Origin of the sequence: Rhodovulum viride (assembly GCF_003265965.1) — a bacterium.
GTDB classification, from domain to species: Bacteria; Pseudomonadota; Alphaproteobacteria; order Rhodobacterales; family Rhodobacteraceae; genus Rhodovulum; species Rhodovulum kholense.
The window spans coordinates 219,068-243,436 of sequence record NZ_MUAV01000002.1; the positions used below are offsets into that span (position 1 = coordinate 219,068).

Sequence of the window (24,369 nt, forward strand, 5' to 3'; positions counted from 1 at the left end):
GGTAAACCCGGCAGGCGCGCACGTAAAGTCCGGGGCTCAGCCAGAGGCCGCCGCGGTGGCCCAGGCAAGCGCGGCATATCGCCCGGTCTTGGCCAGCGTGACCAGCAGAACGAACAACCAGACCGGCGTGCGCATCATGCCCGCGACCACTGTGAAGGCATCGCCGAAGGGCGCCCAGCTCAGCAACAAAGTCCAGACGCCCCAGCGCCCGTACCAGCGTTGCGCACGGTCAAGCTGCGCCTCGCTGGCGGGAAACCAGTGGCGGTGGCGGAACCTCTCGATGCCGCGGCCAAGCACGTAATTCACCACCGCGCCCAGCACGTTGCCGATGCTGGCCACCAAGATCAGCCAGCCGATGCCGATCTGCCCGGCCAGCTGCAGCCCGACAAAGACCACCTCGGACTGGAATGGCAGGATCGTCGCGGCCCCGAAGGCCGCGGCAAAAAGCGTGACGAGCTGAAGGGTGACGGTGGTGACGGGCATCGCCTCTTCAAATGAGACGCGACGCCCGTCTTTCAAGCACGCTGCGAGAACGGAACCGGGTCTCGAAGGGGGGGGCGAGACCGGGGCTCCGCAAGCCGTCAGGGGTCAGTCGTTCTGGGCCAGTTCCGACCGGGGCTCGGGGCGGGGTTCGCGCGGCGGGCGACCGATCACCTCTTTCAGTTCGTCCAGCTCGATGAAGTTGTCCGCCTGGCGACGCAATTCGTCGGCGATCATCGGCGGCTGGCTGCGGATGGTCGACACCACCGAGACCCGGACGCCCTGGCGTTGCAGGCTCTCGATCAGCGGCTTGAAGTCGCCATCGCCGGAAAACAGGACGATGTGATCGACCCGGGGGGCCAGCTCCATGGCATCGACGGTCAGTTCGATATCCATGTTGCCCTTGACCTTCCGGCGGCCCTGGCTGTCGGTGTATTCCTTCGCGGGCTTCGTCACCATGGTGAAGCCGTTGTAGTTCAGCCAGTCGACAAGCGGCCGGATCGGAGAGTAGTCGTCGTTCTCGAGCAGGGCGGTGTAGTAGAACGCGCGCAGCAATTTGCCGCGGCGCATGAATTCCTGTCTCAGGAGCTTGTAGTCGATGTCGAAGCCAAGTGCCTTTGCGGCCGCATAAAGGTTCGATCCATCAATGAATAGCGCCAAGCGCTCGTCTCTGTAAAACATCGTTGGTCCTTCTGGTCAGCGCCCGCCGGACGAACGCCGAGAGTGGAACTTGGTAAGGCGCGTGCTTGAAAAACGAAGTCCTGCGGGCTGCCGATGAACATGTAAGGATAGCATCCTATGCCGCAACCAGAAAAATCAACCCAGTCCCGGCCAAAAGGACTGGTTGCCCTCGGCGGCAATGTCGCTTTCGGCGGGGGTTCGCCCGAATCGACCCTGGCCGCGAGCCTCGTCGCGCTGGACTGCGAATCGGTGCACGTCGCAAGGATCAGCCAATTTTACCACACGCCCAGCGTGCCCGAAGGGTCCGGACCCGATTTCGTGAACGCAGTTGTAGAGATCGCGACCGATCTTGACGCCGAGGCCCTGCTGGCCCGGCTGCACGAGATCGAGGCCCGGTTCGGCCGCGAACGCCTTACCCGCTGGGCGCCGCGGACGCTCGATCTCGATCTGCTCGATCTGGGCGGCGCGGTGCGGCCCGATGCCGCCACCCAGGCGCACTGGATGGGGCTGGCGCCCGAGGCGCAGGCGCACGAGATGCCGGACCGGGCGATCCTGCCGCATCCGAGGATTCAGGACCGCGGATTCGTGCTGGTGCCGCTCGCCGAAATCGCGCCGGACTGGCGTCACCCGATGCTGGACCGGACCGCGGCAGAGCTGCTGGCCGCCCTGCCCCAGGCCGAAATCGGACGGATTTCCCCGATTTCCGGGCCTTGGACAGGTGTATCCGCCCTTGTCAAGACCTATCCAACCCAATAGATAGGGGCTTCAACTTTCCAATGGAGCGGAGAGAGCCATGGCCCGCGTGACGGTCGAAGATTGTGTCGACAAGGTACCGAACCGGTTCGAGCTGGTGATGCTTGCCGCCCATCGCGCCCGCGAAGTCGCTTCGGGTGCGAGCCTCACAGTGGACCGCGACAACGACAAGAACCCCGTGGTGGCGCTGCGCGAAATCGCCGAGGAAACCCAGTCGGCGGACGATCTGCGCGAGCGGATGATCGAGGCGCACCAGACCCAGATCGAGGTCGACGAACCCGAAGAGGATTCGATGGCGCTTCTGATGGGCAGCGGCGCGGTCAGCGAACCCGACCGCCCGTCGGACGACGACATGTCGGAAGAAAAGCTCCTGCGCGCGCTGATGGAAGCCCAGGGTCAAAGGTAGGACGGCCGGGGCGTGGACGGATTTGGCGATCCGGCGCGCCCCCCTTCAAGATGGCGACCAGATGATCGACGTCGAAGACCTGATCTCGCTGGTCCACAACTACAACCCTCGTACGGACGAAGACCTGATCCGCCGCGCCTATGCCTATGGGCGCGAGATGCATGCCGGCCAGCTGCGCCGGTCGGGCGAGGAATATTTCATGCATCCGGTCGCGGTCGCCGCGATCCTGACCGAACAGCGGCTGGACGATGCCGCCATCGTCACCGCGCTCCTGCATGACACCATCGAGGACACCAAGTCGACCTTCTCGGAGATCGAGCGCCTGTTCGGCCGCGAAGTGGCCGAGCTGGTCGACGGCGTGACCAAGCTGACCAACCTGCAACTGGCCTCGAACGAGACCAAGCAGGCCGAGAACTTCCGCAAGCTGTTCATGGCGATGTCGAAGGACCTGCGGGTCATCCTCGTCAAGCTGGCCGACCGGCTGCACAACATGCGCACGATCAAGTCGCTGCCGCCCGAAAAGCAGGTCCGCAAGAGCCACGAGACCATGGACATCTATGCGCCGCTCGCCGGCCGGATGGGCATGCAGTGGATGCGCGAGGAACTCGAAGACCTGGCCTTCCGGGTGCTGAACCCCGAGGCGCGCAACTCGATCATCCGCCGCTTCATCACGCTGCAGCGCGAATCCGGCGATGTGATCCAGCAGATCACCCAGGACATCCGCAAGGAGCTGGACCGCGAGGGGATCGAGGCCGATGTCTTCGGACGGGCCAAGAAGCCCTATTCGATCTGGCGCAAGATGGAAGAGAAGGGCCAGGGCTTCTCGCGGCTGTCGGACATCTACGGCTTTCGCGTCATTACCCAGACCGAGGGCGACTGCTACCGGGTGCTGGGCGCGATCCACCAGCGCTGGCGCGCGGTGCCGGGGCGGTTCAAGGACTATATCAGCCAGCCCAAGTCGAACGGCTACCGGTCGATCCAGACCACCGTGTCGGGGCGCGACGGCAAGCGGGTCGAGGTGCAGATCCGCACCCGGCAGATGCACGAGGTGGCCGAATCCGGCGTGGCCGCGCACTGGTCCTATCGCGATGGCGTCCGGGCGTCGAACCCGTTCGCGGTCGATCCGGCCAAGTGGCTCGCCTCGCTGACCGAGCGGTTCGAGACCGAGGACCATGACGAGTTTCTCGAGCATGTGAAGCTCGAGATGTATTCCGACCAGGTGTTCTGCTTCTCGCCCAAGGGCGATGTGGTCAAGCTGCCCCGGGGCGCGACGCCGCTGGATTATGCCTATGCGATCCACACCCGGATCGGCGACAGCTGCGTCGGCGCCAAGGTCGATGGCATCCGGGTGCCGCTCTGGACCCGGCTGAAGAACGGCCAGTCGGTCGAGATCATCACCGCCGAAGGCCAGCGCCCGCAGGCGACCTGGATCGACATTGTCGTGACCGGCCGGGCCAAGGCCGCGATCCGCAAGTCGCTGCGCGAGGAAGACCGCGAACGGTACATCAAGCTGGGGCGCGAACTGGCGCGGGTCGCCTTCGAACATCTGGGCAAGAAGGCCACCGACAAGGCGCTTCGGACGGCGGCCAAGACCTTCGGGCTCTCCAGTTCGGCCGAGCTGCTGGCCCGGCTCGGCTCGGCCGAGCTGCGCGCCCAGGACGTGGTCGAGGCGCTGTACCCCGAGCTTGCCAACACCACCGGCGACGAGATCGACGCGACCCGCGCGGTGATCGGCCTCAGCCCGGACGAATCCTTCACCCGCGCCCCCTGCTGCCAGCCGGTCCCGGGCGAAAGGATCGTCGGCATCACCTATCGCGGCCGGGGGGTGATCGTGCATGCGATCGACTGCCCGGTGCTGGAGAAGTTCGAGGAACAGCCCGACCGCTGGGTCGATCTGCACTGGCATTCGGGCAAGCATCCAGCGGTGCATAACGTGGGCTTCCTGCTGACGATCCGGAACGATGCCGGCGTGCTGGGCCGGATCTGCACCCTGATCGGCGAGCAGAAGGCCAATATTTCTGATCTCGAATTCGTCGACAAGAAGCCCGATTTTTACCGCTTGCTGGTTCAAGTGGATCTGCGGGACGTCGAACATCTTCACACCGTGATGACCGCCCTTGAGGCCGAAAGCGACGTGGCCGAGATAGAGAGATACAGAAACCCCGAACGCGCGATGTAAGGGGCCACCCGCCGGAAAGGACCCAAGGCTTGGTATTCAAGCGCCGCGACAGACGAAGCGTCGGCAAGATCCTGCTCGACAGCGTGTATCCGCGCGGCGGATGGGGGCGGGCGGCCTATTACATCTCGCACCGCCTGCGCCGCCTGCCCGACACGCCGAACAAGATCGGCCGCGGCATCTTTGCGGGCGTCTTCGCGACCTTCACCCCGTTCTACGGCCTGCACTTCGTGATCGCCGCCGTGCTGGCCAAGGCGATGCGGGGCAACATCTTGGCCAGCCTCCTGTCGACACTGGTTGGCAATCCGCTGACCTATGTGCCGATCGGGGTGGCGTCGCTGAAGCTGGGGCACTTCCTCTTGGGCACCCGCTTCGACGAGAATGTCGACGAGACACTGGTGGCCAAGTTCACCGGCGCCGCGCTCGATCTCAAAAGCAACCTGATCGCGCTTTTCACCGATGCGGTGCCGCACTGGGCGCGGCTGTCGACCTTCTATCACGAGGTTTTCCTGCCCTACATGGTGGGCGGCTGCATCCTCGGCGTGGTCGCCGGGCTGATCTCGTACTATGTCAGCGTTCCGGTGCTGACTGCCTATCAGAACCGCCGCCGCGGGCGGCTGAAGAAGAAACTGAGCGAGCTGCGCGCGGCCGCCGCGGTCAAGTCGGAAGACCGGGGCTGACGCTCCTGCCCACGAGACCGCAGGCCAGCACGCGGCGCCCAGAAGAGAGGAACGATAATGGCTGCGACCGGCAACGCGCTTCGGCTAGGCGTCAACATAGACCATGTGGCCACGGTGCGAAACGCCCGCGGCTCGGCCTATCCCGACCCGGTCCGGGCGGCGCAACTGGCCGAGGCGGCCGGGGCGGACGGCATCACCGCGCATCTGCGCGAGGACCGGCGGCATATCTCGGACGCCGATATCGACGGCCTGATGGCGGCGCTGCGGGTGCCCCTGAACCTCGAGATGGCGGCCACCGACGAGATGCAGGCCATCGCGCTGAGGCACCGCCCGCATGCGGTCTGCCTGGTGCCCGAACGGCGCGAGGAACGCACCACCGAAGGCGGGCTCGACGTCGCCGGAGACGAGACGCGGCTGGCCCGGTTCATCGCGCCGCTGGCCGAGGCGGGCTGCCGGGTGTCGCTGTTCATCGGCGCCGATGCCGCCCAGGTCGAGGCTGCGGCGCGGGTCGGCGCGGCGGTGGTCGAGCTGCATACCGGCGCCTATTGCGACCTGCATCACGAGGGCCGGTTCGAGGCCCGCGACACCGAACTGGCGCGTCTGGCGGCCATGGCGGCCCATGCGCAGGCTCTGGGGCTCGAGGTCCATGCGGGCCACGGGCTGACCTATGATACGGTCGCTCCGATTGCCGCCCTGCCCGAGATCCGCGAGCTGAACATCGGGCATTTCCTGATCGGCGAGGCGATCTTCCTCGGCCTCGAGGCCTCGATTGCCGGAATGCGAGCGCGGATGCAGGCCGCTCGGGGCTAGACGCTAGCGCCCGGCTGCGCAGGCCGGGCGGCGCTTTCGCTCTCGCGTCGGTTCGGACGCCGACGGGCCCGCGCCTCGCTAGTTTCCCAGGGCTTTCAACAGGGCCGACGCGGCGGCCTGTTCGGCCTGGCGCTTGGCTCCGGCGGTGGCCCGGGCCTCTTCGCCGGTTTCAAGCCGTGCCGCGATGGTGAAGACCGGGGCATGGTCGGGGCCTTCGCGGGCGATCTCGACATAAAGCGGCGGTTGCAGCCCGCGCGCCTGCGCCCATTCCTGCAGCGCGGTCTTGGCATCGCGCGCATCCGGCTTGACCTGATCGATCCGCGCGCCCCAGAGCCGGAGCACCACGTCGCGCGCGATCTCGAACCCGGCGTCGCGATAGACCGCCGCGATCACCGCCTCCATCGCATCGGCCAGCAGCGCCTCCTTGCGCCGCCCGCCCGACATCATCTCGGACCGGCCGAGCTTCAGCACATCGCCCAGCCCGATCTCGCGGGCCACGTCGGCACAGGCCTCGCGGCGCACCAGCGCGTTGAAGCGCGGAGCCAGCTGGCCCTCCGAGGCGGCCCTGTCGGCCTTCAACAGCGCCTCGGCCATCACCAGCCCCAGCACCCGGTCGCCCAGGAATTCCAGCCGCTGGTTGTCGGGGCGGGTCGGGCTCGACAGCGAGGAATGGGTGACGGCGCGCAGCAGAAGCTCGGGCCGGGCGAAGTCATGGCCCAGCCGCTTCGAGAAGGCGACCAGATCGGCGGCGAGTTTCACGGTCAGTCGATTGCCTTGAAGAACCGGTCGGGGCGCCAGGTCCAGATGAAGAACAGCGACCGCCCGGCCGACGAGAACATGATCCTGTCGGCCCGGCCGATCAGGTTTTCGGCGGGCACGAAGCCGACGCCCCCGTTGGCCTGGGCATAGCGGCTGTCGCGGCTGTTGTCGCGGTTGTCACCGAGGACGAAATACTCGCCCTCGGGCACGGTATAGACCGGCGTCGTGTCGCGCGCGCCGCGGTCGGTGATGTTCAGGATGTCATGGCTGACGCCATTCGGCAGGGTCTCGATCGAGCGGCCCTTCATGCAGGTGCCGCCGATGCCGACCGGCGCGTTCTCACATTCCGGATAATAGCCCATCGGCCCCTGCTTTTCGTAGGGCTCCTTGAAGATCCCGGCGGGTTCGACCTTGACCGCCTCGCCGTTGATGTAAAGCACGCCCTCGCGCATCTGCACGGTATCGCCCGGCAGGCCGATCAGCCGCTTGATGTAATCCGAATTGCTGACCGGGTGGCGGAAGACGACCACGTCGCCGCGCTCGGGTTCGGAGCCCATGATGCGGCCCGAGAAGGGGCACAGCCCGAACGGGCAGGAATAGCGCGAATAGCCATAGGCCATCTTGTTGACGAAGAGGAAGTCGCCGATCAGCAGCGTGTCCTTCATACTGCCCGACGGGATCCAGAACGGCTGAAAGAAAAGCGTCCGGAAGATGCCCGCGATCAGCAGCGCCCAGAAGATCGTCTTGACCGTCTCCCAGAGACCGCCGCCCGCCTTTTCGTCCGTCTTCGCCATTCGCCCGGTCCTGCCTTGTAGCCGCGCCAAGAGACGGCGCTGGAAATGCCCCCGCTTCATGGGCGTGCCCGCCCGGCCTGTCAAGGCGACCGACACCCTGCCCCCCGGTCCGGGGAGGGGCAAAGGCCGCGCGGCCCGACTAGCCCTTGGGCCGCGCCTCGATCACCACGAAGGCCTGCGCCCAGGGGTGATCGTCGGTCAGCGAGACATGGACGATGGCCTCATGCCCGGGCGGGGTCATCTCGGCCAGCCGCTCGGCCGCCCAGCCGGTCAGCGCCATCATCGGCTGTCCGGTCTGCAGGTTCGTGACCGCCATGTCCTTCCAGGAAATCCCCATTCTCAGCCCGGTGCCCAGCGCCTTCGAACAGGCCTCCTTGGCGGCCCAGCGCTTGGCATAGGTGCCCGCGGCATCGGCCCGGCGCTCGGCCTTGGCCTGCTCGGCCTCGGTAAAGACGCGGGTCCGGAACCGATCGCCGAATCGCTCCAGCGTCGCGGCGATGCGCTCGATATTGGCCAGATCGGTGCCGATGCCGAGGATCATGCCACAGGCCTCCGCCCCGCGCGGGCGCAGCGCGGCGGCACGCCGCGCTGCCGGGCCCAACGGGAGGCGTCGCGGCAGTGGCGCCGACGGGCGGGAGCGCCCCCGTCCCCGGCGGGACGGACAATCGGAACGGGCAAAACGCTGCGCATCGGGGCCTCCGGATCGGTCGTTTCGCCCGGCTTTACGCCACCCGGCGCGGCCAGGCAAATCCCCCGCCGCCTCGGCGGTTGCGTTTCTGCGCGGATGGCGCTTGGCTTGGACCAGGCGAACCGGCACAGGAGAGCGCCATGCGGCTGGAAGACCGGACAAGCGAGGCCTTTGCCCATCTTGCCAATGCCCCCGGGGCCAGATCCGACCCGGAGGGCACCGCCCGGGCGGTCGAGGCGGCGCTGAAAGCGGCCCCCGACGATCTCGATATCCGGCTCGGGGCCTACCGGTTCTATTTCTACACCCACCGCTTCGTCGAGGCCATCCCCCAGGCCGAGGCGATCCTGGCCCAGACCGCGCGGCGGCTGAACATCCCCGCCGACTGGCGCGCGGTCGGCCCCGCCGACGCGGCCTTCAGCGCCCCCGAGACCGCGCCCGGGCTCTATCTGCAGGCGCTGATCGCCCTGGCCTATTGCCATATGCGGCTCGGCGACATGACGCTGGGAAGGGCCTGTCTCGACAAGGCGCTGAGCCTCGATCCGACCGACCGCTTCGCGGCATACCGGCTGGTCCGCGCTGCCGCCCCCGAGGACGACGAGGACGCGTCGGCCTGACACCTAGAGCGGCGCGCGCCGGGGCTGCGACAACCCGCACAAATGAAATCTCCGGAATGTTTCTTACATCAGGCCCGTGGCGGGACCCGGAACCGGCAGCCCGCTTCGGAAAAATCCACAACAGGAGAGCCCCCATGTCCAATGACCAGACCATCAAGGACCTTCAGACCGCGCTCGAGATGGAAATGACCGCGGGCCATCAGTACCAGCTGCATGCGCAGGTGCTCGACGACTGGGGACTCGACCTGCTCGCCGCCAAGATGCGCGAGGAGATGCTTGAGGAAATCGGCCATTCCGACCTCTTCATGGAACGGATCATCTTCCTTGGCGGCACGCCCGAGATCCGCTTCCAGAAACAGCCGGTGCGCGCGGAAACCCTGCAGCAAATGTTCGAGATGGATGCCGCCGACGAACAGGAGGCGATCGACGTCTACAGCAAGGCCGCACAACGCGCCGCCGAGGTGGGCGATATCGGCAGCCGGACGCTTTTTGAAAAGATCGTGCTGGACGAGGAAGGCCACAAGGACTGGCTCGACACCCAGCTGGCGCTGCTCAAGCGTCTGGGCGAACAGGCCTACAGCGCCAAGCAGGTCTCGGGCCCGGGCGCCGGCGAGGACTGACGGACCCCCTTACCGCATCCGGGGCCCGCATCCGGCTGGCGCCGGGGATGCTTATCGCGTAAAGCCCGGGGCTGAACCGGAGGTCTACGCGCATGAGCACACGCAGCGGATTCGTCGCCCTGATCGGAGAGCCGAACGCGGGCAAGTCCACTCTGCTGAACCGGATGGTCGGGGCCAAGGTCTCGATCGTCACCCACAAGGTGCAGACCACCCGCGCCCGGATTCGGGGCGTGGCGATGGAGGGCGACGCGCAGATCGTCTTCGTCGACACGCCCGGCCTTTTCCGGCCCAGACGCCGGCTCGACCGGGCGATGGTGGCTGCCGCCTGGGGTGGCGCCGCCGATGCCGATATCGTCGTGCTGCTGATCGAGGCCCATCGCGGCCGGACCGACGGCGTCGACGGCATTCTTGAGGCGCTGCGCGAACGCGCCGCCGAAGGTCAGACCGTGGCGCTTGCGATCAACAAGATCGACCGGGTCAAGGCCGAGGCGCTGCTGGCGCTGTCGGCCGATCTGAACGAGGCCTATCCCTTCGCCCGCACCTTCATGATCTCGGCCGAACGGGGCCACGGGGTCGAGGACCTGCGCGCCTGGCTGGCCGAAACCCTGCCCGAGGGTCCCTGGCTGTACCCCGAGGACCAGATCGCCGATCTGCCGATGCGGATGATCGCGGCCGAAATGACCCGCGAAAAGCTGACGCTGCGGCTGCATCAGGAGCTTCCCTACGAGCTGACCGTCGAGACCGAGAAATGGGAAGACCGCAAGGACGGCTCGACCCGGATCGACCAGGTGATCTATGTCGCCCGCGACGGCCACAAGGGGATCGTTCTCGGCCACAAGGGCGAGACCGCGAAGGCCATAGGCCAGGCCGCCCGGGCCGAGATCGCCGAGTTCCTCGGCCGTCCCGTACATCTGTTCCTGCATGTGAAGGTGCGCCCGAACTGGCTGGAAGACTCCGAGCGCTATTCCGAAATGGGCCTCGATTTCCGCGACGGAGACTGACCCGACCCTCTGCCGCGCCTCCAGCGCCGGGGGCCCGCGCCTGACACGCCCCCGTGCCCGGTACGCAACGTCGTGCCCCGCGCGGCGGCGTCTCGGGAGGCCGTTCAGCAAACGGTAACCACTTAACCTGATTGAGATAGTCGCGCGCCCGTCGGACGCGTAGGATGATCTTGGCGCGGACCGTCAACCGGGCGGCGGACGGTCGGTTGCGGCCGCAATCTGCGGGCGTCTCCTTTCGACGGAACTCTTGCGACAGAACTCTTGCGACGGAGTGGACGATGATTACGACGATAAGTCTCCTTGGCCTGATGGCGGCCGGCGCAACGGCCGATCTGGACGACAGCGTCGGATCTCACGCCCAGGGCGACGACGACACGGACGGCGCCCTGCCGGACGACGCCGCGCGGGACCTCGCGCCCGACAGCCTGATCGCCTTGCAGGACCTCGACGATGCGGTGCAGGGTCTGCCACAGGACACCGCCTCGGCGGGCGGCACCGAAGACCTGTCGCGCCCCGACGAACTTCTGTTTTCCTGGCTTTCGGGCGATGCGGACAGCGAGGTTTCAAGCGACGCCGATTTTTCGGATGCCAATCTCTCGCCGCAGCAAGGCGAAGACCTGCTGGCCGAACTCGACCGGCCCGCGGGCACCGGGATGGATGACGCTGCGGCACCTGACGACGTCCTCGACGACATGCTTCTGGCCGATGACGATCTGGCGGACGGCGAGGACGGCTTTTCCATCGAGGACCTTTTCGATGATGGCGAGGCCCTGCCAACGCTGATCGAGGATTACGACCAGACCGCCGACGCGCTTTTCGTGGTCTATGACAGCGCCGCCCATCCCGACCCGGTGCTGTCGATCGGCGCCTCGGACAGCGGAGCAGAAGATGCGCTGATCTCGATCGACGGGATGCCGCTGGCCATTGTCGCCGGGGCTGCGGCCACGCTGCGGCTCGGCCATCTGAGCCTGGTGCCCGACACGCTGCTGTCCGACGCTCTGGCCGCCGGGGCCTGACCCGGCCGGCCTGCGCAGCGGCGATTGCCAGACCCGGCCCCCCGCGACCCGGTGGCGTTGTCCGGCGCGGCCGTCGGTCCCGGTCCATCCTGGCCTATTGTCCGCAAAAACGGACCAGATGGCCGTCAGGTCCACCTTGGCAAAGTCCACCCTGGCAAAGCCCGCCTTGGCAAGTTCCGCTTTCAAAATGCGCGCGAATCCCCTATACGCCCGCATCCGCTCCGCTCTGGGGCGGCACTCTCTCCAAGGGCCTCGCTGGACGACATCCCGGCTTGCGCCATCACCTTCAGAAAAGGAGACCCCGATGTCGATCACTGCCGAAGAAAAGACCCGCCTGATCAAGGAATTCGGTGCCAAGGACGGCGATACCGGTTCGCCGGAAGTCCAGGTCGCGATCCTGACCAGCCGGATCACCACGCTGACCGAGCATTTCAAGACCCACAAGAAGGACAACCACTCCCGCCGGGGTCTGCTGAAGCTCGTCGCCCAGCGCCGGAAGCTTCTGGACTATCTCAAGGGCAACAGCGAGGACCGCTATCAGGACCTCATCAAGCGCCTCGGCATCCGCCGCTGAGCCAGGCCGCAGCGCCCGACACGAAAACCGCGTCCCGAGGGGCGCGGTTTTTTCTTGTGCAGCGCGCGTCCTGTCCGATGTCCCGGCCGGGCCTGATGCCCGGCGGGGATCAGGCCACGGTCAGCTGGCCAGCCCCATCTGGGTCAGCGTGCCGTCCAGCTGGAATTCGGCGGCGAAGGCATGGGGCATCGCCGTGTCTCGAAAGCCCAGATCCAGCACGACGGCGGTTTCGTCGCGGGTCCAGATCGAATTGACATCGAGCGCCAGCCACAATGTCTCGGCATCGACGGCGGCGGCATCCGGCGCGGCCGGGAACATCGCCGCGAAAATCTCGGGCTCGTTCTCGTAAAGCCAGGCCGGCACATCGGCGGCGACCCGGTCGTAATTGTCCAGAAAATGTTCGCGCGCCGCTTCGATATGGCGCGGCAGCCGGTCCAGGAACTCGGACAGTGCGGCCATGGTCTCGCGGTCCTTGACGGTCGCCAGAACGTCGAGCCCGGCCGGACGGACAATCCCCGGCCCCACCGGCAATGTCGCCTGGCCATCTTCCAGCGGGATCGTCCCGAATGCGTTCGTTTCCATAAGGTTAACTCCTTTGAACCCGTTAAGGTGAGTCGACGCCCCCTGATTACCCGCAAACATCCAAGAAAATTTTACACTCACCAGACCGAACTGGGCATATCCGGTTTTCGGTCAGTGCAATTGCCGCGCATTGGCAGGGATACGCGACGCGACACAGAGCATTAACGACTTCGTCCTTTCCAAACGGCGCGATTTTCCTTATGTCGCACGCATCTGAGACGTTGTGCCCGGACCCCGGCACTCGAGAGGATAGGAGGGGTCGGCGGCAATGGGGCCGCCATTTCAACGGGAGACCCGGGAACGCCCGGGAGGGCTCCCTTACAGGATACGCTGAATGTTCAACGTGACGACCAAATCGATGCAGTGGGGGCAGGAAACCCTCACGCTGGAGACGGGCAAGGTTGCCCGTCAGGCCGACGGGTCCGTGATCGCCACCCTGGGCGAAACCTCGGTCATGGCCAACGTGACCTTCGCCAAGGAACAGAAGGAAGGGCAGGATTTCTTCCCGCTCACCGTCCACTACCAGGAAAAATACTATGCCGCGGGCAAGGTGCCCGGCGGCTTCTTCAAGCGCGAAGCGCGGCCGTCCGAAAAAGAGACGCTGACCGCCCGCCTGATCGACCGTCCGATCCGTCCGCTGTTCGTGCCGGGCTTCAAGAACGAAGTTCTGGTGATGTGCACCGTGCTGAGCCACGATCTTGTCAACGATCCCGACGTCGTGGCGATGATCGCCGCCTCGGCCGCGCTGACGATTTCGGGCGTGCCGTTCATGGGGCCGATCGCGGGCTGCCGCGTCGGCTTCGTCGATGGCGAATACGTGCTGAACCCCGATGTCGAGGACATGCAGGGGCTGCGCAGCAATCCGGACCAGCGTCTGGACCTCGTGGTCGCGGGCACCCGCGACGCGGTGATGATGGTCGAATCCGAGGCCTACGAGCTGACCGAGGAAGAGATGCTGGGCGCGGTCACCTTCGCCCATGAAAACATAAAGCCGGTCTGCGACCTGATCGTCAGCCTGGCCGAAGCCGCCGCGAAGGAACCCTTCGACTTCACCCCGCCCGACTATTCCGAGCTTTACGCTGCGGTAAAATCGGTCGGCGAAGAGAAGATGCGCGCCGCCTATGGCCATACCGACAAGCTGCAGCGTCTGGCCGCCGTCTCGGCCGCCAAGACCGAGATCAAGGCCGCGCTGAGCGAAGAGCAGCTGGCCGACCCGAACCTCGGTTCGGCGATCAAGAAGCTGGAATCGACCGTGCTGCGGTCGGACGTGGTCAAGAACGGGCGCCGGGTCGACGGCCGCTCGCTGACCCAGGTTCGCCCGATCGTCAGCGAAGTCGGCCTGCTGCCGCGCACCCATGGCTCGTCGCTGTTCACCCGTGGCGAAACCCAGGCGCTGGTCGTGACCACGCTGGGCACCGGCGATGACGAACAGATCATCGACGCGCTGCACGGGAACTATCGGTCGAACTTCCTGCTGCACTACAACTTCCCGCCCTATTCGGTCGGCGAAGTGGGCCGCGTCGGCAGCCCGGGCCGTCGCGAGATCGGCCACGGCAAGCTGGCCTGGCGCGCGCTGCAGGCGGTTCTGCCGGCGCCGACCGACTTCCCCTACACCATCCGCGTGGTGTCCGAGATCACCGAGTCGAACGGCTCGTCCTCGATGGCCACGGTCTGCGGCGGCTCGCTGTCGATGATGGATGCGGGCGTTCCGCTGAAAGCCCCGGTGGCCGGTGTGGCCATGGGTCTGGTGCTGGAAGACGACGGCTCCTTCGCGGTGCTGACCGACATCCTCGGCGACGAGGATCATCTCGGCGACATGGACTTCAAGGTCGCGGGCACCGAGAAGGGTATCACCTCGCTGCAGATGGACATCAAGGTGGCGGGCATCACGCCCGCGATCATGGAAAAAGCCCTGGCCCAGGCCAAGGACGGCCGGATGCACATCCTGGGCGAAATGTCCAAGGCGCTGACCGAAGCGGGCGAATTCTCGGCCTATGCGCCGCGGATCGAGACCATGACCATCCCCACCGACAAGATCCGCGAAGTGATCGGCTCGGGCGGCAAGGTCATCCGCGAGATCGTGGAAGTGTCGGGCGCCAAGGTCGACATCAACGACGACGGCGTGATCAAGATCGCCTCGGCCAATGGCGATGCGATCAAGAAGGCCTATGACATGATCTATTCGATCGTGGCCGAGCCGGAAGAAGGCAAGATCTACAAGGGCACGGTCGTCAAGATCGTCGATTTCGGCGCCTTCGTGAACTTCTTCGGCAAGCGCGATGGCCTCGTTCATGTCAGCCAGATCGAGAACCGCCGCCTGAACCATCCGTCGGATGTGCTGAAGGAAGGTCAGGAAGTCTGGGTCAAGCTGCTGGGCTTCGACGATCGCGGCAAGGTTCGCCTGTCGATGAAATGCGTCGATCAGGCGACCGGCGAAGAAGCCGCCAAGGACAAGGAAGACGAAGCCGAAGACTGAGGCTTCGGGCTTTCCCGGGAAGGGGGGCGCGGTCCGCGAGGGCCGCGCCCCTTTTCTTTTTCAACGAACAGGCTCAGCCCTTCGCGATGCCGTCCGGGGTCCAGAAGACATCGCTTTTGCGCGCGGCGCGGATCAGCGCCTTGTGGCGGCGCATCTTCTCGGGGTCGGCATAGGCGCGCGGGTGGTCCAGATGGACAAGTGGCGCGGTATAGCGCAGATGCACGCCCTTCACGCCCGCATTGTTCAGCCGCACCCCCAGATGCTTGTCCTGCCCGCCATATTTGATGGTCTCGTCATAGCCGTTGATCTTCAGCAGATCCGCCCGCCAGACCGAGGCATTGGCGCCGCAAAGCGCCCGCGTGACCGGCGACAGGCGGTCGAGCACGGCCATGACCGGCACTGGAAACGGCCGGGTCTTGAGCCAGGTCGACAGCTTGCGGATCGCACGGTTTTCCGAAAGCCAGCGACGGTCGAAGACGGTGCCATCCCGCACCAGTTCGGGGGTGACAGCGGCGGTCGCCTCGGCGTCAAGCCGGATCAGGCTGCCGGTCGCGAACCGCCCCGGCCGGGTCAGCGCCAGATGGCGGCCGACGAAATCGGGGTGGATCAGCACGTCGCCGTCGATGAAGACGATCACCTCGGCCTCGGACGAGGCGATGGCCTTGTTCAGGATCGCGCCCTTCTCGAAACCGCGATCCTCGTGCCAGAGATGGCGGACGGTCAACTCCGGATGGGCGGCGGCGAAGGCGTCGATCACCGCCTTCGTCTCGGGACCCGAGCCGTCATCGGCGATGCAGATGCTGCCCGGCCGCACCCGCTGGCAGGCCACCGACTCGAGGCAGAGCGCGAGCGAGCGCGGGTTGTTATAGGTCGAAAGGATCAGTTCGGATCGCATCGCTGGCCCCGGGGACATGACGTTCCCCAGATAGGCGCTCCTCCCGGCAAAGCCAAGCGGGAGGAGCAGCCGGGCTCAGCTGGCGCGTTTGACCTTGCGCAGGTAGGGGAAGATCTCCTCGACCTCGCCGAACTGCGCCCGCGCGTCCTCGGTCGAGACCGAGAGGCCGACGATCACGTCCTCGCCGGGACGCCAGTTGGCGGGGGTGGCGAAGGGGCCGGTCTTGTTGCCCTGGATCGCGTCGAGCACGCGCAGGATCTCGTCGAAATTGCGGCCCACGGTCATCGGATAGATCAGCATCAGCTCGATCTTCTTGTCGGGATTGATGATGAAGGTCGTTCGCACCGTGGCGGAATCGTTCGGCGTGCGGCCGTCGGGCAGATAGGCCTCGGCGGGCAGCATGTCGTAAAGCTTGGCGACCTTCAGCCCGTCATCGGCGATGATCGGAAAGGAGGCGTCGCAACCGGCATAGGTCTCGATATCGGCCTTCCATTTCAGGTGCTCTTCGACCGGATCGACCGACAGGCCGATGATCTTGGCGTTGCGCTTCGCGAACTCGCCTGACAGCCGGGCGGCGGCGCCGAATTCGGTGGTGCAGACCGGAGTGAAGTCCTTGGGATGCGAGAACAGCACCGCATAGCTGTCGCCGATCCAGTCATGAAAGTCGATCTGGCCTTCGGTCGTGTCGGCGGTGAAGTTCGGGGCAATATCGTTGATGCGCAGAGCCACGGGCAGAATCCTTTTCAGGCAATGAATCGCGTTCCGCTCCTTAGATAGGTTCCAGTTTCTGCACTTGCATCCCCTTTCTTGCCGCAACCGCAAAATGGGCAGGATCGGGGGCGTGGCGGTTCAGAACGGCGCTTTCGCGGCGAAGTTCATGCCCGCGCCGCCATCGGGATGGCGCAACCGCAGCGCCTCGGCATGCAGCATCAGTCGGGGCGCGTCGCGGGCCGGGCCGTCGGCATAGAACGGATCACCGAGGATCGGATGGCCCAATGCCAGCATGTGGACCCGCAGCTGGTGGCTCCGCCCTGTCTTCGGGAACAACCGGACCCTTGTCGCCGTCTCCTCATAGCGGACGACGCACCAGTCGGTGACCGCCGGACGGCCGTTTTCAGGATCGACCATCTGCCGGGGCCGGTTCGGCCAGTCGACGATCAGCGGCAGATCGACGGTGCCGGTCTTGGGCTCGAGCCGCCCCCAGACCCGGGCGACATAGGTCTTCCTAGTCTGCCTCTTCTCGAATTGCAGGCCCAGATGGCGCTGGGCATGGGGCGTCAGCGCAAAGACCATGACACCCGACGTGTCGCGGTCGAGCCGGTGCACCAGCAGCGTTTCGGGAAAGACCGCCTGCAGCCGCGACAGCAGGCAATCGGCCAGATCGGGCCCCTTGCCCGGCACCGACAGAAGCCCCGGCGGCTTGTTCGCCACCAGGATCTCGTGGTCGTGATGCAGGATCTCGAGCGGCGTGTCGGGGGGCGCGTAGCTGTCCATGGGCCGCGCGGTAGCCGGTTCGGCCGCGCGGTGCAAGCTCAGAGCGCCGAGGCGCCCAGCAGGACACCGTACAGGATGAAGCAGGCCGCCAGGACCTGCCGCAGCCGGGTATTCATCACCGCCCCAAGCGCAAGCCCTCCCAGCCAGGCGCCGAGCGCGGTATAGGTGCTGTAGGACAGCGCCGTCAGCGTCAGCGCGGTCGGCACGATGGCGGTCATCTGCCGGGCGATGGGCACGCCCGGCTCGACGAATTGCGAGAAGGCGGCGAGGTACCCGGCCACGCTTTTCGCATTCACCGTGGCGATCAGCAGGGCGCGGGTATAGATTGAGGCGCCGGTCGCGGGCCGGGGCGCGACCGCGATGGTCGCGTTGCGCCAGCCCCGGACCCCCAGCCAGATCAGCACCGCCGCCCCCGCCAGCTTGGCCCAGGCAAAGACCGTAGGGCTGGCCGCGATCAGCGCGGTGATGCCCGCCGCCGATAGCGTCAGGAACAGCACCGCCTGGGTCAGGATGCCCGCCACGCCCCAAAGCGCGCGCGACAGGCCATGGTTCATGCCGTTGGTGATGCAATTGACCGCGTTCGGCCCGGGCGTGGTGACAAAAAGCGCCCAGAAAACCGCAAAGACCGCCCAGCCCCCGAGACTCATCGCGCGAAGGTTTGGGCCAGCAGCCGCGCCAGCCCCTCGGCGTCGGTGGCATCGAAGGCGGCGGGCCGGTCGCTGTCGATGTCGAGCACGCCCAGAAGCGCCCCGGACGCGTCATGGACCGGCAGCACGATCTCGGACCGGGTGGTCGAGGAGCAGGCGATATGCCCGGGGAAGGCCTCGACATCCTCGACGATCTGGGTCTCGCCGGTCCGGGCCGCCGCGCCGCAGACGCCCCGCGAGAACGGGATCGTCAGGCAGCCATGCCCGCCCTGATAGGGGCCGATCTTGAGCGTCTTTTCCCCCACATGACGGTAAAAGCCCGTCCAGTCGAAGCGGTCGTCGGCATGGTGCAGCTCGCAGGCCATGGTTGCCATCAGCGCAACCGGATCGGTCTCGCCCTCGGTCAGGGCCGCCAGCGTCTTCGAGAGGGCGTCATAGTCGATGCGCAAGAGTGGGTCCTTTCCGTGCGAAGCATAGCGCTGCCCCGACCTTGGCCGATCCGCGCGCTGCTGTCACGGGCCTGCGGATCTCTGTGCCTGGCCCGACGGTTTGCGACAGTCGACCGCGCTTGCCTTTTGCGACAGCGGTGCTTTCCTGGCGCCATGGGCAAGCTTGTTCTTCTTCACAAGGCGGACTCGATCTACGAGGATGAGCTCGACGTCGTCTACGATTTCCCTCGCCCCTATCTGAAGGCGATGCAGGCGGCCGTCGGCGACTGGATCGTCTACTATGAACCGGTCAAAGCAGGGCCGCGCGGGTATTTCGCGGTGGCGAAGATCGACCGGGTGATCCCGAAGCCCAAGGTCGAGGGACGGTTTCTGGCACTGATCGCCCCGGGCAGCTTTCTGGACTTCGACCGCACGGTGCCGCGTCTTCTGGACGGGCGGCCGCTTGAAGCGGCACTGGCCGGGCCGGACGGACGGCCAAAATCGGGCGGTGCCACCCAGCTTGCGGTGCGCCGCCTGCCCGAGGCCGAGTTTGCCCGGATCGTCGATCTAGGCCTGCCGCAGGATCTCGAGCATCTCGAAGAGACCCGCTACGGCGCGCCCGAGACGGGACCGGGGCTGGAAGACGCCGCCGCCGCTTTTGCGCGGCCGGTGCTGGAGCGCCTGACCCGCCGCCCCTATCGGGACGTGGCCTTCCGGCGCAAGGTGCGGGAGGCCTATGATCATCGCTGTGCGATGTCGGGGCTACGCCTGCGCAATGGCGGCGGCCGCCCCGAGGTTCAGGCCGCGCATATCCAGCCGGTCGAGCGGCAGGGCAGCGACTGGGTACGTAACGGACTGGCGCTGTCGGGCACGCTGCACTGGATGTTCGACCGCGGGTTGGTCTCCGTCGCCGAGGATGGCGAGACGATTCTAGTCTCGCGCAACAAGGTTCCTGGCGATGTGGTGGCGCGGCTGATCCGCCCCGAGGGCCGGCTGATCCGCCCGGCCGACCCGCAGAACCGGCCCCATCCCGACAAACTGCGCTGGCATCGGGAGAATGTGTTCGGCCAGGTTCTGGCGGCGGGTCCGGCGCCCTGGGACTGAGTCTTCTTGAGGGGGCGCTGCCCCCGCCGCCCTGACGGGCGGCTCCCCCGGGGTATTTCGGCCAAGAAGAAGGATCAGGCGCGCTCCATGGCCATCGCCGTGCCTTCGCCGCCGCCGATGCAAATCGCAGCGACCCCGCGCCTGAGTCCGCGCGTTTCCAGCGCGTGCAGCAGAGTGACGAGGATACGCGCCCCCGAAGCGCCGATCGGATGGCCGAGTGCGCAGGCGCCGCCATTGACGTTCATCCGCTCGCGCGGGATGTCGAGTTCGCGCATGAAGGCCATCGGCACCACGGCGAAGGCCTCGTTCACCTCCCAGAGATCGACATCTTCGACCGACCAGCCGATGCGGTCCAGCAGCTTGCGGGCGGCCGGCACCGGGGCGGTGGTGAACCAGCCCGGTGCCTGGGCATGGCTGGCATGGCCGAGGATCCTGGCCCGGACCGGCAGGCCGCGGGCCTCGGCCTCGGCACGGGTCGCGAGGATCAGCGCGGCCGCGCCGTCCGAGATCGAGGAGGCGTTGGCCGGGGTGACGGTGCCGTCCTTGCGGAAGGCGGGCTTCAGCTGCGGGATCTTTTCGGGGCGGGCGAGGCCGGGCTGTTCGTCCTCGCGCACCACCGTTTCTCCCTTGCGACCGGCGACCGCGACCGGAACGATCTCGGCCGCGAAGGCGCCCGAGGCCTGCGCCGCCAGCGCGTTCGAGAGCGAGCCCAGCGCATAGTCGTCCTGCGCCTCGCGGGTGAACTGGAAGGTCTCGGCGCAGTCCTCGGCGAAGGTGCCCATCAGGCGGCCCTTGTCATAGGCATCCTCGAGCCCATCGAGAAACATGTGATCGACTGCGCGGCCATGGCCGATCCGGGCACCGCCGCGCATCGCGGGCAGCAGATAGGGGGCGTTGGTCATGCTTTCCATGCCGCCCGCGCAGATCACCCGGGCGCCCCCCAGCGCCAGCCGGTCATGGGCGATCATCGCCGTCATCATGCCCGAGCCGCACATCTTGTTCAGCGTGGTCGCGGGCACCTCCTCTCCCAGCCCCGCCCTGAACCCCGCCTGCCGCGCCGGGGCCTGGCCCTGACCCGCCGGAAGCACGCAGCCCATCAGCAGCTCGTCCACCGTGTCGACCCCGGCGCCGTCAAGTGCCCCGCGGATCGCGGCACCGCCCAGCGCCGGCGCGTCGAGCGGCGCGAAGGCGCCCTGGAACCCGCCCATCGGGGTGCGCGCGGCCCCGCAAATTACCACCTCGTCCATGCCATCCTCCCGTCCATTTCCCGACGTACACTTACCGAATGGTAAGGAATGGCGTCTAGCCTCGGCGAGGTGTCAGCAGGAGTCAGGACGGCATGAAACTGCAATCCCAACTGCGCGGCGACGCTGTTCATGTTGTCGTCGACGAAGAAAGGATCGATTCCGCGGTCGCCATCCGCTTCAAGGAGGCGGTGCGCGAACAGGCGGCAGACGGACCCGCACGGGTCGTGCTGGACCTGCGCAATGTCGAATTCCTGGACAGTAGCGGCCTTGGCGCCGTCGTCGCGGTCATGAAGCTGATCGGCGCGGGCCGACAGCTGGAGCTGTGCAATCTCACCCCCAATGTCGACAAGGTGTTCCGCCTGACGCGCATGGACCGCGTCTTCACCATTCACGACACTTACGAAAGCGCCTTCCCCGAAAGGCAAACGATCGCATGACCCTGTCGCGCGCGCCCGATGGGGAAGCGGATGGATCCGACTCCGCTGAGAATGCGCCCGTCGGCGCCCCCGTCGAGACCCGTCCCCCCCTGATCATCGAGGCGACACCGCTGGGCGTGCGCGCGGCGCTGAAGGAAATGCGCGCGCGGTTCGGCTCTGCGATCACTGCCGACGGGACGCTCGGCATGGCCGAAACCGTGCTGGCAGAGGTCCTGAACAACATCGTCGAGCATGCCTATGCCCGTGACCGCGACGGCCCCATCGAGTTGCGGCTGGCCCGCGAGGGGGTCTGGTTGCAGGTCGACGTGCGCGACTATGGCCTCCCGATGCCCGGCGAGAGCCTGCCCGATGGCCGGATGCCGGGGCCGGATGTTCTGGCCGACGACGTCCCCGAAGGCGGGTTCGGCTGGTTCCTGATCCGGGCTTTTGCCCGCAACCTTGACTACACCAGAAAAGCGAACCAGAATCGGTTGACCTTTTCCGTGCCGCTGAGCGAAGAGCCCTAGGCTCGCGTGAGCCGCAAAAATACCCTGAAAGCTCCCTGAGCGCGCCCAGATCCGGGGCGATAACGTAACGGTAGCTGCAAATGGCTTCCCTCGGCGTCACGCTCCATATCAGCCCCCACCCAGAGCGTGGCGCCGAGGCTTTCCTCCCCCAGAGACATTGTTGCCAGTTCGACGTCTGCGCCATCAGGATGGCACCGACAAAAGCCGCGTTGCGCGGCAACCGCCGGGGCGTCGGCTCGTATGCGCCCGAAAGGAACCCTCAGGCCGACCGGACGCATAAGCCGTCGCGGCGATCCGGAAAATTCACCGCAGTCGGCGCCGGCCGATAATCGCATCGAAAAAGTGCTCCCGGACAGCCCAGACTGGGCATGAACGCCTCGAATACCCGGATGCGATGGGCCCCCTCGGCAATGCGCGCCGAACATGACCCGCCATCGGCCCGATCGACCCGATGGCCCGCCCGCCGTGCCAAGCCACAGGCGGCCGGAGCGACGGGACAGGCGTCCGCCGCCGACCGGAGCAACACCCGAAGACCCCTGTGTGACAGCGAACGGTCGCCGCAGCGGCCCCGTCGATCTTCCGGCAGATCCGCCTTGGGCCGCCTTTGCCGGAACGGCAACGTGGGGTCTGCGGGAAACGTCTTGCGTCCGAAACCGGCAAACCCCTTCGCCGCAAAGACAACCACCGGGACGCGCGGCGGCCGCGCGATGGTCCGGAGAGGCATCCGCATGCCCTGGCAACCCGGACGACCCCGTCCCGCAAGACGGCCGCCGAAAGGCGCCCCCGCCAAGCCGCGCATCGCCCTCCGCATCGCCACGCCCGTCGGCCGAGCGATCGTCGCGCGCTTTCGCCATTGGAATTGCGGACGGCAGGTTCTACCCTGCCGCCGGTTCGGGATCGGTCGAAGGGGGTTTCATGCGCGATTTCCAGTTGCCGGGTCGCTCGGCGGTGTTTGCCACCAACGGGATGTGCGCGACCTCCCATCCACTGGCTGCCAAGGTCGCAGTGCAGATGCTCGAGGCGGGCGGCAATGCGGTCGATGCCGCCATCGCGGGGGCGATGCTGCTGGGGATCTGCGAGCCGCAGATGACCGGGATCGGCGGCGACTGTTTCGTGCTGGTCAAACCCGCGGGCGAAAACGGAATCGTAGCGCTGAACGGCTCGGGCCGGGCGCCGAAGGGGCTTGAGGCCGCCAATCTGCGCGACCGTGGCCTGAGCGTCATGCCCACCGATGCCGCCGACGCGGTCACAGTGCCGGGCGCCATCGACGCGTTCTGCCGGTTGTCGAAGGACTGGGGCCGGATCGGGCTGAAGGCCAGCCTCGCCCCCGCCATTCACTATGCCGAAGCGGGCGTGCCGGTCGCGCCCCGCACCGCCTTCGACTGGGGCCGCGCCGCCGATCACCTGAAGGGCGCCGCGCGCGACTTCTACCTGCTGGGCGGCGCCGCGCCGAAACCGGGTCAGGTGTTCCGCGCGCCGAAACAGGCCGAGGTGCTGCGCCGCATCGCGATGGACGGACGCGCGGGCTTCTATGAGGGCGAGGTGGCCGAGGACATGGTGGCCTCGCTGACCGCGCTGGGCGGATCCCATACGCTGGAGGATTTCGCCGCCACCGCCTGCGATTACGGCACGCCGGTCAGCGGCAGCTACAAGGGCGTCGAGCTGGTCGAGCATCCGCCGAACGGTCAGGGTGCGACCGCGATCCTGATGGCGAATATTCTGGCGAATTTCGACCTGCCGTCGATGGACCCGCTCGGGGCCGAGCGCGCCCATCTCGAGGCCGAGGCCGCCAAGCTGGCCTATGACGCGCGGAACCGCTTTGTCGCGGACCCCGCTCACATGACCCGGCTCGACCACATGCTGTCCCCCGATACGGCGGCGAAGCTGGCCGCGCTTATCGACCCGGACCGGGCGATGGCGAACCCGACGGACCTGTCGGAATCGGTCCACAAGGAGACGATCTACATCACCGTGGTCGACAGCGACCGGATGGCGGTGTCGCTGATCTATTCGATCTTCCACAGCTTCGGCTCGGGGTTGGCCTCGACCAAATTCGGCATCAACTTCCAGAACCGGGGCGCGGGCTTCAGCCTGACCGAGGGCCATCCGAACGAGGCCGCGGGCGGCAAGCGACCGATGCACACGATCATCCCGGCGATGCTGAAGAAGGACGGCAAGGTCATCATGCCCTTCGGGGTGATGGGCGGGGCCTATCAGCCGAACGGCCATGCCCGGGTGCTGACCAATATCGTCGATTACGGCATGCATCCCCAGCAGGCGCTGGACGCACCCCGCAGCTTTGCCGATCAGGGCGAGCTGCTGGTCGAACGGGGCTATGCCGAGGACGTGCGCGCGGCGCTGGCCGCCAAGGGTCATGCGGTGGTCACCCCGCCCTCGGCCATCGGCGGGGCGCAGGCGATCCTGATCGACGACGAAACCGGCGTACTGCAAGGCGCGTCCGACCCGCGCAAGGACGGTTGCGCCTTGGGCTACTGACGATG

27 protein-coding genes are annotated in these 24,369 nt (G+C 66.7%); 15 read left to right on the forward strand and 12 right to left on the reverse strand.

All coding sequences use genetic code 11. The features are described 5' to 3' along the window. Positions 1 to 36 precede the first annotated feature (36 nt). Both BYZ73_RS02400 and BYZ73_RS02405 read right to left on the reverse strand, forming a co-directional pair. Complete coding sequence (locus BYZ73_RS02400; protein ID WP_112314764.1) at positions 37 to 483, reverse strand: YqaA family protein; 447 nt, start codon at positions 481 to 483, stop codon at positions 37 to 39. 105 nt (positions 484 to 588) lie between these two features. Continuing rightward, positions 589 to 1,161 (reverse strand): LabA-like NYN domain-containing protein, encoded by a 573-nt coding sequence (locus BYZ73_RS02405; protein ID WP_108024291.1) that lies wholly within the window; start codon positions 1,159 to 1,161, stop codon positions 589 to 591. A gap of 117 nt (positions 1,162 to 1,278) precedes the next feature. Here BYZ73_RS02405 and folK point away from each other — a divergent pair, with 117 nt between their 5' ends. From folK to BYZ73_RS02430, 5 genes are all read left to right on the forward strand, one after another. Then, the gene (folK, locus tag BYZ73_RS02410) at positions 1,279 to 1,917 is read left to right on the forward strand and encodes a 2-amino-4-hydroxy-6-hydroxymethyldihydropteridine diphosphokinase (RefSeq protein WP_112314765.1); all 639 of its coding nucleotides are present in this window, start codon (positions 1,279 to 1,281) and stop codon (positions 1,915 to 1,917) included. A gap of 37 nt (positions 1,918 to 1,954) precedes the next feature. Continuing rightward, positions 1,955 to 2,320 (forward strand): DNA-directed RNA polymerase subunit omega, encoded by a 366-nt coding sequence (gene rpoZ, locus BYZ73_RS02415; RefSeq protein WP_108024294.1) that lies wholly within the window; start codon positions 1,955 to 1,957, stop codon positions 2,318 to 2,320. A gap of 61 nt (positions 2,321 to 2,381) precedes the next feature. Next, on the forward strand, positions 2,382 to 4,499 hold the full coding sequence (locus tag BYZ73_RS02420) for a RelA/SpoT family protein (RefSeq protein ID WP_075787693.1): 2,118 nt from the start codon (positions 2,382 to 2,384) through the stop codon (positions 4,497 to 4,499). A 29-nt stretch (positions 4,500 to 4,528) separates the two neighbouring features. Next, positions 4,529 to 5,176 (forward strand): DUF2062 domain-containing protein, encoded by a 648-nt coding sequence (locus BYZ73_RS02425; RefSeq protein ID WP_108024296.1) that lies wholly within the window; start codon positions 4,529 to 4,531, stop codon positions 5,174 to 5,176. Between the two features lie 57 nt (positions 5,177 to 5,233). Further along, positions 5,234 to 5,986 (forward strand): pyridoxine 5'-phosphate synthase, encoded by a 753-nt coding sequence (locus BYZ73_RS02430; RefSeq protein ID WP_112314766.1) that lies wholly within the window; start codon positions 5,234 to 5,236, stop codon positions 5,984 to 5,986. Positions 5,987 to 6,064: 78 nt separating this feature from the next. On the opposite strand, the gene rnc is transcribed toward BYZ73_RS02430, so the two are convergent. The 3 genes from rnc to acpS form a co-directional block, all read right to left on the reverse strand. Further along, on the reverse strand, positions 6,065 to 6,745 hold the full coding sequence (gene rnc / locus BYZ73_RS02435; protein ID WP_112314767.1) for a ribonuclease III: 681 nt from the start codon (positions 6,743 to 6,745) through the stop codon (positions 6,065 to 6,067). Between the two features lie 2 nt (positions 6,746 to 6,747). Beyond that, positions 6,748 to 7,539, reverse strand: coding sequence for a signal peptidase I (gene lepB, locus BYZ73_RS02440; protein WP_108024302.1), 792 nt, complete (start codon positions 7,537 to 7,539; stop codon positions 6,748 to 6,750). A gap of 139 nt (positions 7,540 to 7,678) precedes the next feature. Further along, entirely contained in the window at positions 7,679 to 8,080 is a 402-nt protein-coding gene (acpS, locus tag BYZ73_RS02445; RefSeq protein ID WP_112314768.1) for a holo-ACP synthase, read from the reverse strand. A gap of 287 nt (positions 8,081 to 8,367) precedes the next feature. On the opposite strand from acpS, the gene BYZ73_RS02450 reads away from it, so the two are divergent. From BYZ73_RS02450 to rpsO, 5 genes are all read left to right on the forward strand, one after another. Beyond that, positions 8,368 to 8,841 carry a tetratricopeptide repeat protein gene (locus BYZ73_RS02450; protein WP_112314769.1) on the forward strand — a complete coding sequence of 158 codons (474 nt, stop codon included), beginning with the start codon at positions 8,368 to 8,370 and terminating at the stop codon, positions 8,839 to 8,841. A gap of 134 nt (positions 8,842 to 8,975) precedes the next feature. Beyond that, positions 8,976 to 9,461, forward strand: a complete 486-nt coding sequence (locus BYZ73_RS02455; RefSeq protein WP_108024309.1) for a bacterioferritin — start codon at positions 8,976 to 8,978, stop codon at positions 9,459 to 9,461. A 92-nt stretch (positions 9,462 to 9,553) separates the two neighbouring features. After that, positions 9,554 to 10,462, forward strand: a complete 909-nt coding sequence (gene era, locus BYZ73_RS02460; protein WP_112314770.1) for a GTPase Era — start codon at positions 9,554 to 9,556, stop codon at positions 10,460 to 10,462. A 278-nt stretch (positions 10,463 to 10,740) separates the two neighbouring features. After that, positions 10,741 to 11,478, forward strand: a complete 738-nt coding sequence (locus tag BYZ73_RS02465) for a hypothetical protein (RefSeq protein WP_112314771.1) — start codon at positions 10,741 to 10,743, stop codon at positions 11,476 to 11,478. Positions 11,479 to 11,782: 304 nt separating this feature from the next. Next, a complete protein-coding gene (gene rpsO / locus BYZ73_RS02470; RefSeq protein ID WP_075787238.1) occupies positions 11,783 to 12,052 on the forward strand; it encodes a 30S ribosomal protein S15 in 270 nt (89 codons plus the stop codon). Positions 12,053 to 12,172: 120 nt separating this feature from the next. On the opposite strand, the gene BYZ73_RS02475 is transcribed toward rpsO, so the two are convergent. Beyond that, positions 12,173 to 12,634 (reverse strand): hypothetical protein, encoded by a 462-nt coding sequence (locus tag BYZ73_RS02475; RefSeq protein ID WP_112314772.1) that lies wholly within the window; start codon positions 12,632 to 12,634, stop codon positions 12,173 to 12,175. A gap of 334 nt (positions 12,635 to 12,968) precedes the next feature. On the opposite strand from BYZ73_RS02475, the gene pnp reads away from it, so the two are divergent. Further along, positions 12,969 to 15,110: a polyribonucleotide nucleotidyltransferase gene (pnp, locus tag BYZ73_RS02480; RefSeq protein ID WP_108024316.1), complete on the forward strand. Its 2,142-nt coding sequence runs from the start codon at positions 12,969 to 12,971 to the stop codon at positions 15,108 to 15,110. A 73-nt stretch (positions 15,111 to 15,183) separates the two neighbouring features. On the opposite strand, the gene BYZ73_RS02485 is transcribed toward pnp, so the two are convergent. The 5 genes from BYZ73_RS02485 to BYZ73_RS02505 all read right to left on the reverse strand — a co-directional run bounded on the left by BYZ73_RS02485 (position 15,184) and on the right by BYZ73_RS02505 (position 18,595). Then, a complete protein-coding gene (locus BYZ73_RS02485; protein ID WP_181497939.1) occupies positions 15,184 to 16,005 on the reverse strand; it encodes a glycosyltransferase in 822 nt (273 codons plus the stop codon). Positions 16,006 to 16,080: 75 nt separating this feature from the next. After that, positions 16,081 to 16,734 (reverse strand): peroxiredoxin, encoded by a 654-nt coding sequence (locus tag BYZ73_RS02490; protein WP_112314774.1) that lies wholly within the window; start codon positions 16,732 to 16,734, stop codon positions 16,081 to 16,083. A 120-nt stretch (positions 16,735 to 16,854) separates the two neighbouring features. Further along, positions 16,855 to 17,499 (reverse strand): pseudouridine synthase, encoded by a 645-nt coding sequence (locus tag BYZ73_RS02495; protein ID WP_112314775.1) that lies wholly within the window; start codon positions 17,497 to 17,499, stop codon positions 16,855 to 16,857. A gap of 38 nt (positions 17,500 to 17,537) precedes the next feature. After that, on the reverse strand, positions 17,538 to 18,146 hold the full coding sequence (locus tag BYZ73_RS02500) for a LysE family translocator (RefSeq protein ID WP_112314776.1): 609 nt from the start codon (positions 18,144 to 18,146) through the stop codon (positions 17,538 to 17,540). Then, on the reverse strand, positions 18,143 to 18,595 hold the full coding sequence (locus BYZ73_RS02505; protein WP_112314777.1) for a GAF domain-containing protein: 453 nt from the start codon (positions 18,593 to 18,595) through the stop codon (positions 18,143 to 18,145). Before BYZ73_RS02505 ends, BYZ73_RS02500 begins: the two co-directional genes overlap by 4 nt. Positions 18,596 to 18,748: 153 nt before the next feature. Between BYZ73_RS02505 and BYZ73_RS02510 the strand changes: the two genes are divergently transcribed. Further along, complete coding sequence (locus BYZ73_RS02510; RefSeq protein WP_112314778.1) at positions 18,749 to 19,678, forward strand: HNH endonuclease; 930 nt, start codon at positions 18,749 to 18,751, stop codon at positions 19,676 to 19,678. A 74-nt stretch (positions 19,679 to 19,752) separates the two neighbouring features. On the opposite strand, the gene BYZ73_RS02515 is transcribed toward BYZ73_RS02510, so the two are convergent. Then, positions 19,753 to 20,925 carry an acetyl-CoA C-acyltransferase gene (locus BYZ73_RS02515; RefSeq protein WP_112314779.1) on the reverse strand — a complete coding sequence of 391 codons (1,173 nt, stop codon included), beginning with the start codon at positions 20,923 to 20,925 and terminating at the stop codon, positions 19,753 to 19,755. A 92-nt stretch (positions 20,926 to 21,017) separates the two neighbouring features. On the opposite strand from BYZ73_RS02515, the gene BYZ73_RS02520 reads away from it, so the two are divergent. From BYZ73_RS02520 to BYZ73_RS02530, 3 genes are all read left to right on the forward strand, one after another. Continuing rightward, complete coding sequence (locus BYZ73_RS02520) at positions 21,018 to 21,362, forward strand: STAS domain-containing protein (protein ID WP_108024332.1); 345 nt, start codon at positions 21,018 to 21,020, stop codon at positions 21,360 to 21,362. Continuing rightward, entirely contained in the window at positions 21,359 to 21,868 is a 510-nt protein-coding gene (locus BYZ73_RS02525; protein ID WP_112314780.1) for an ATP-binding protein, read from the forward strand. Before BYZ73_RS02520 ends, BYZ73_RS02525 begins: the two co-directional genes overlap by 4 nt. 915 nt (positions 21,869 to 22,783) lie before the next feature. Continuing rightward, complete coding sequence (locus BYZ73_RS02530; protein WP_112314781.1) at positions 22,784 to 24,364, forward strand: gamma-glutamyltransferase family protein; 1,581 nt, start codon at positions 22,784 to 22,786, stop codon at positions 24,362 to 24,364. Positions 24,365 to 24,369 lie beyond the last annotated feature (5 nt).

Bases quoted from the DNA above. Each gene is read 5' to 3' on its own strand.
- BYZ73_RS02400 (WP_112314764.1), bottom strand. From the start codon at position 483: ATGCCCGTCACCACCGTCACCCTTCAGCTCGTCACGCTTTTTGCCGCG.
- BYZ73_RS02405 (WP_108024291.1), bottom strand. From the start codon at position 1,161: ATGTTTTACAGAGACGAGCGCTTGGCGCTATTCATTGATGGATCGAAC.
- folK (WP_112314765.1), top strand. From the start codon at position 1,279: ATGCCGCAACCAGAAAAATCAACCCAGTCCCGGCCAAAAGGACTGGTT.
- rpoZ (WP_108024294.1), top strand. From the start codon at position 1,955: ATGGCCCGCGTGACGGTCGAAGATTGTGTCGACAAGGTACCGAACCGG.
- BYZ73_RS02420 (WP_075787693.1), top strand. From the start codon at position 2,382: ATGATCGACGTCGAAGACCTGATCTCGCTGGTCCACAACTACAACCCT.
- BYZ73_RS02430 (WP_112314766.1), top strand. From the start codon at position 5,234: ATGGCTGCGACCGGCAACGCGCTTCGGCTAGGCGTCAACATAGACCAT.
- lepB (WP_108024302.1), bottom strand. From the start codon at position 7,539: ATGGCGAAGACGGACGAAAAGGCGGGCGGCGGTCTCTGGGAGACGGTC.
- acpS (WP_112314768.1), bottom strand. From the start codon at position 8,080: ATGATCCTCGGCATCGGCACCGATCTGGCCAATATCGAGCGCATCGCC.
- BYZ73_RS02450 (WP_112314769.1), top strand. From the start codon at position 8,368: ATGCGGCTGGAAGACCGGACAAGCGAGGCCTTTGCCCATCTTGCCAAT.
- BYZ73_RS02455 (WP_108024309.1), top strand. From the start codon at position 8,976: ATGTCCAATGACCAGACCATCAAGGACCTTCAGACCGCGCTCGAGATG.
- era (WP_112314770.1), top strand. From the start codon at position 9,554: ATGAGCACACGCAGCGGATTCGTCGCCCTGATCGGAGAGCCGAACGCG.
- BYZ73_RS02465 (WP_112314771.1), top strand. From the start codon at position 10,741: ATGATTACGACGATAAGTCTCCTTGGCCTGATGGCGGCCGGCGCAACG.
- rpsO (WP_075787238.1), top strand. From the start codon at position 11,783: ATGTCGATCACTGCCGAAGAAAAGACCCGCCTGATCAAGGAATTCGGT.
- BYZ73_RS02475 (WP_112314772.1), bottom strand. From the start codon at position 12,634: ATGGAAACGAACGCATTCGGGACGATCCCGCTGGAAGATGGCCAGGCG.
- pnp (WP_108024316.1), top strand. From the start codon at position 12,969: ATGTTCAACGTGACGACCAAATCGATGCAGTGGGGGCAGGAAACCCTC.
- BYZ73_RS02485 (WP_181497939.1), bottom strand. From the start codon at position 16,005: ATGCGATCCGAACTGATCCTTTCGACCTATAACAACCCGCGCTCGCTC.
- BYZ73_RS02495 (WP_112314775.1), bottom strand. From the start codon at position 17,499: ATGGACAGCTACGCGCCCCCCGACACGCCGCTCGAGATCCTGCATCAC.
- BYZ73_RS02500 (WP_112314776.1), bottom strand. From the start codon at position 18,146: ATGAGTCTCGGGGGCTGGGCGGTCTTTGCGGTTTTCTGGGCGCTTTTT.
- BYZ73_RS02510 (WP_112314778.1), top strand. From the start codon at position 18,749: ATGGGCAAGCTTGTTCTTCTTCACAAGGCGGACTCGATCTACGAGGAT.
- BYZ73_RS02515 (WP_112314779.1), bottom strand. From the start codon at position 20,925: ATGGACGAGGTGGTAATTTGCGGGGCCGCGCGCACCCCGATGGGCGGG.
- BYZ73_RS02520 (WP_108024332.1), top strand. From the start codon at position 21,018: ATGAAACTGCAATCCCAACTGCGCGGCGACGCTGTTCATGTTGTCGTC.
- BYZ73_RS02525 (WP_112314780.1), top strand. From the start codon at position 21,359: ATGACCCTGTCGCGCGCGCCCGATGGGGAAGCGGATGGATCCGACTCC.
- BYZ73_RS02530 (WP_112314781.1), top strand. From the start codon at position 22,784: ATGCGCGATTTCCAGTTGCCGGGTCGCTCGGCGGTGTTTGCCACCAAC.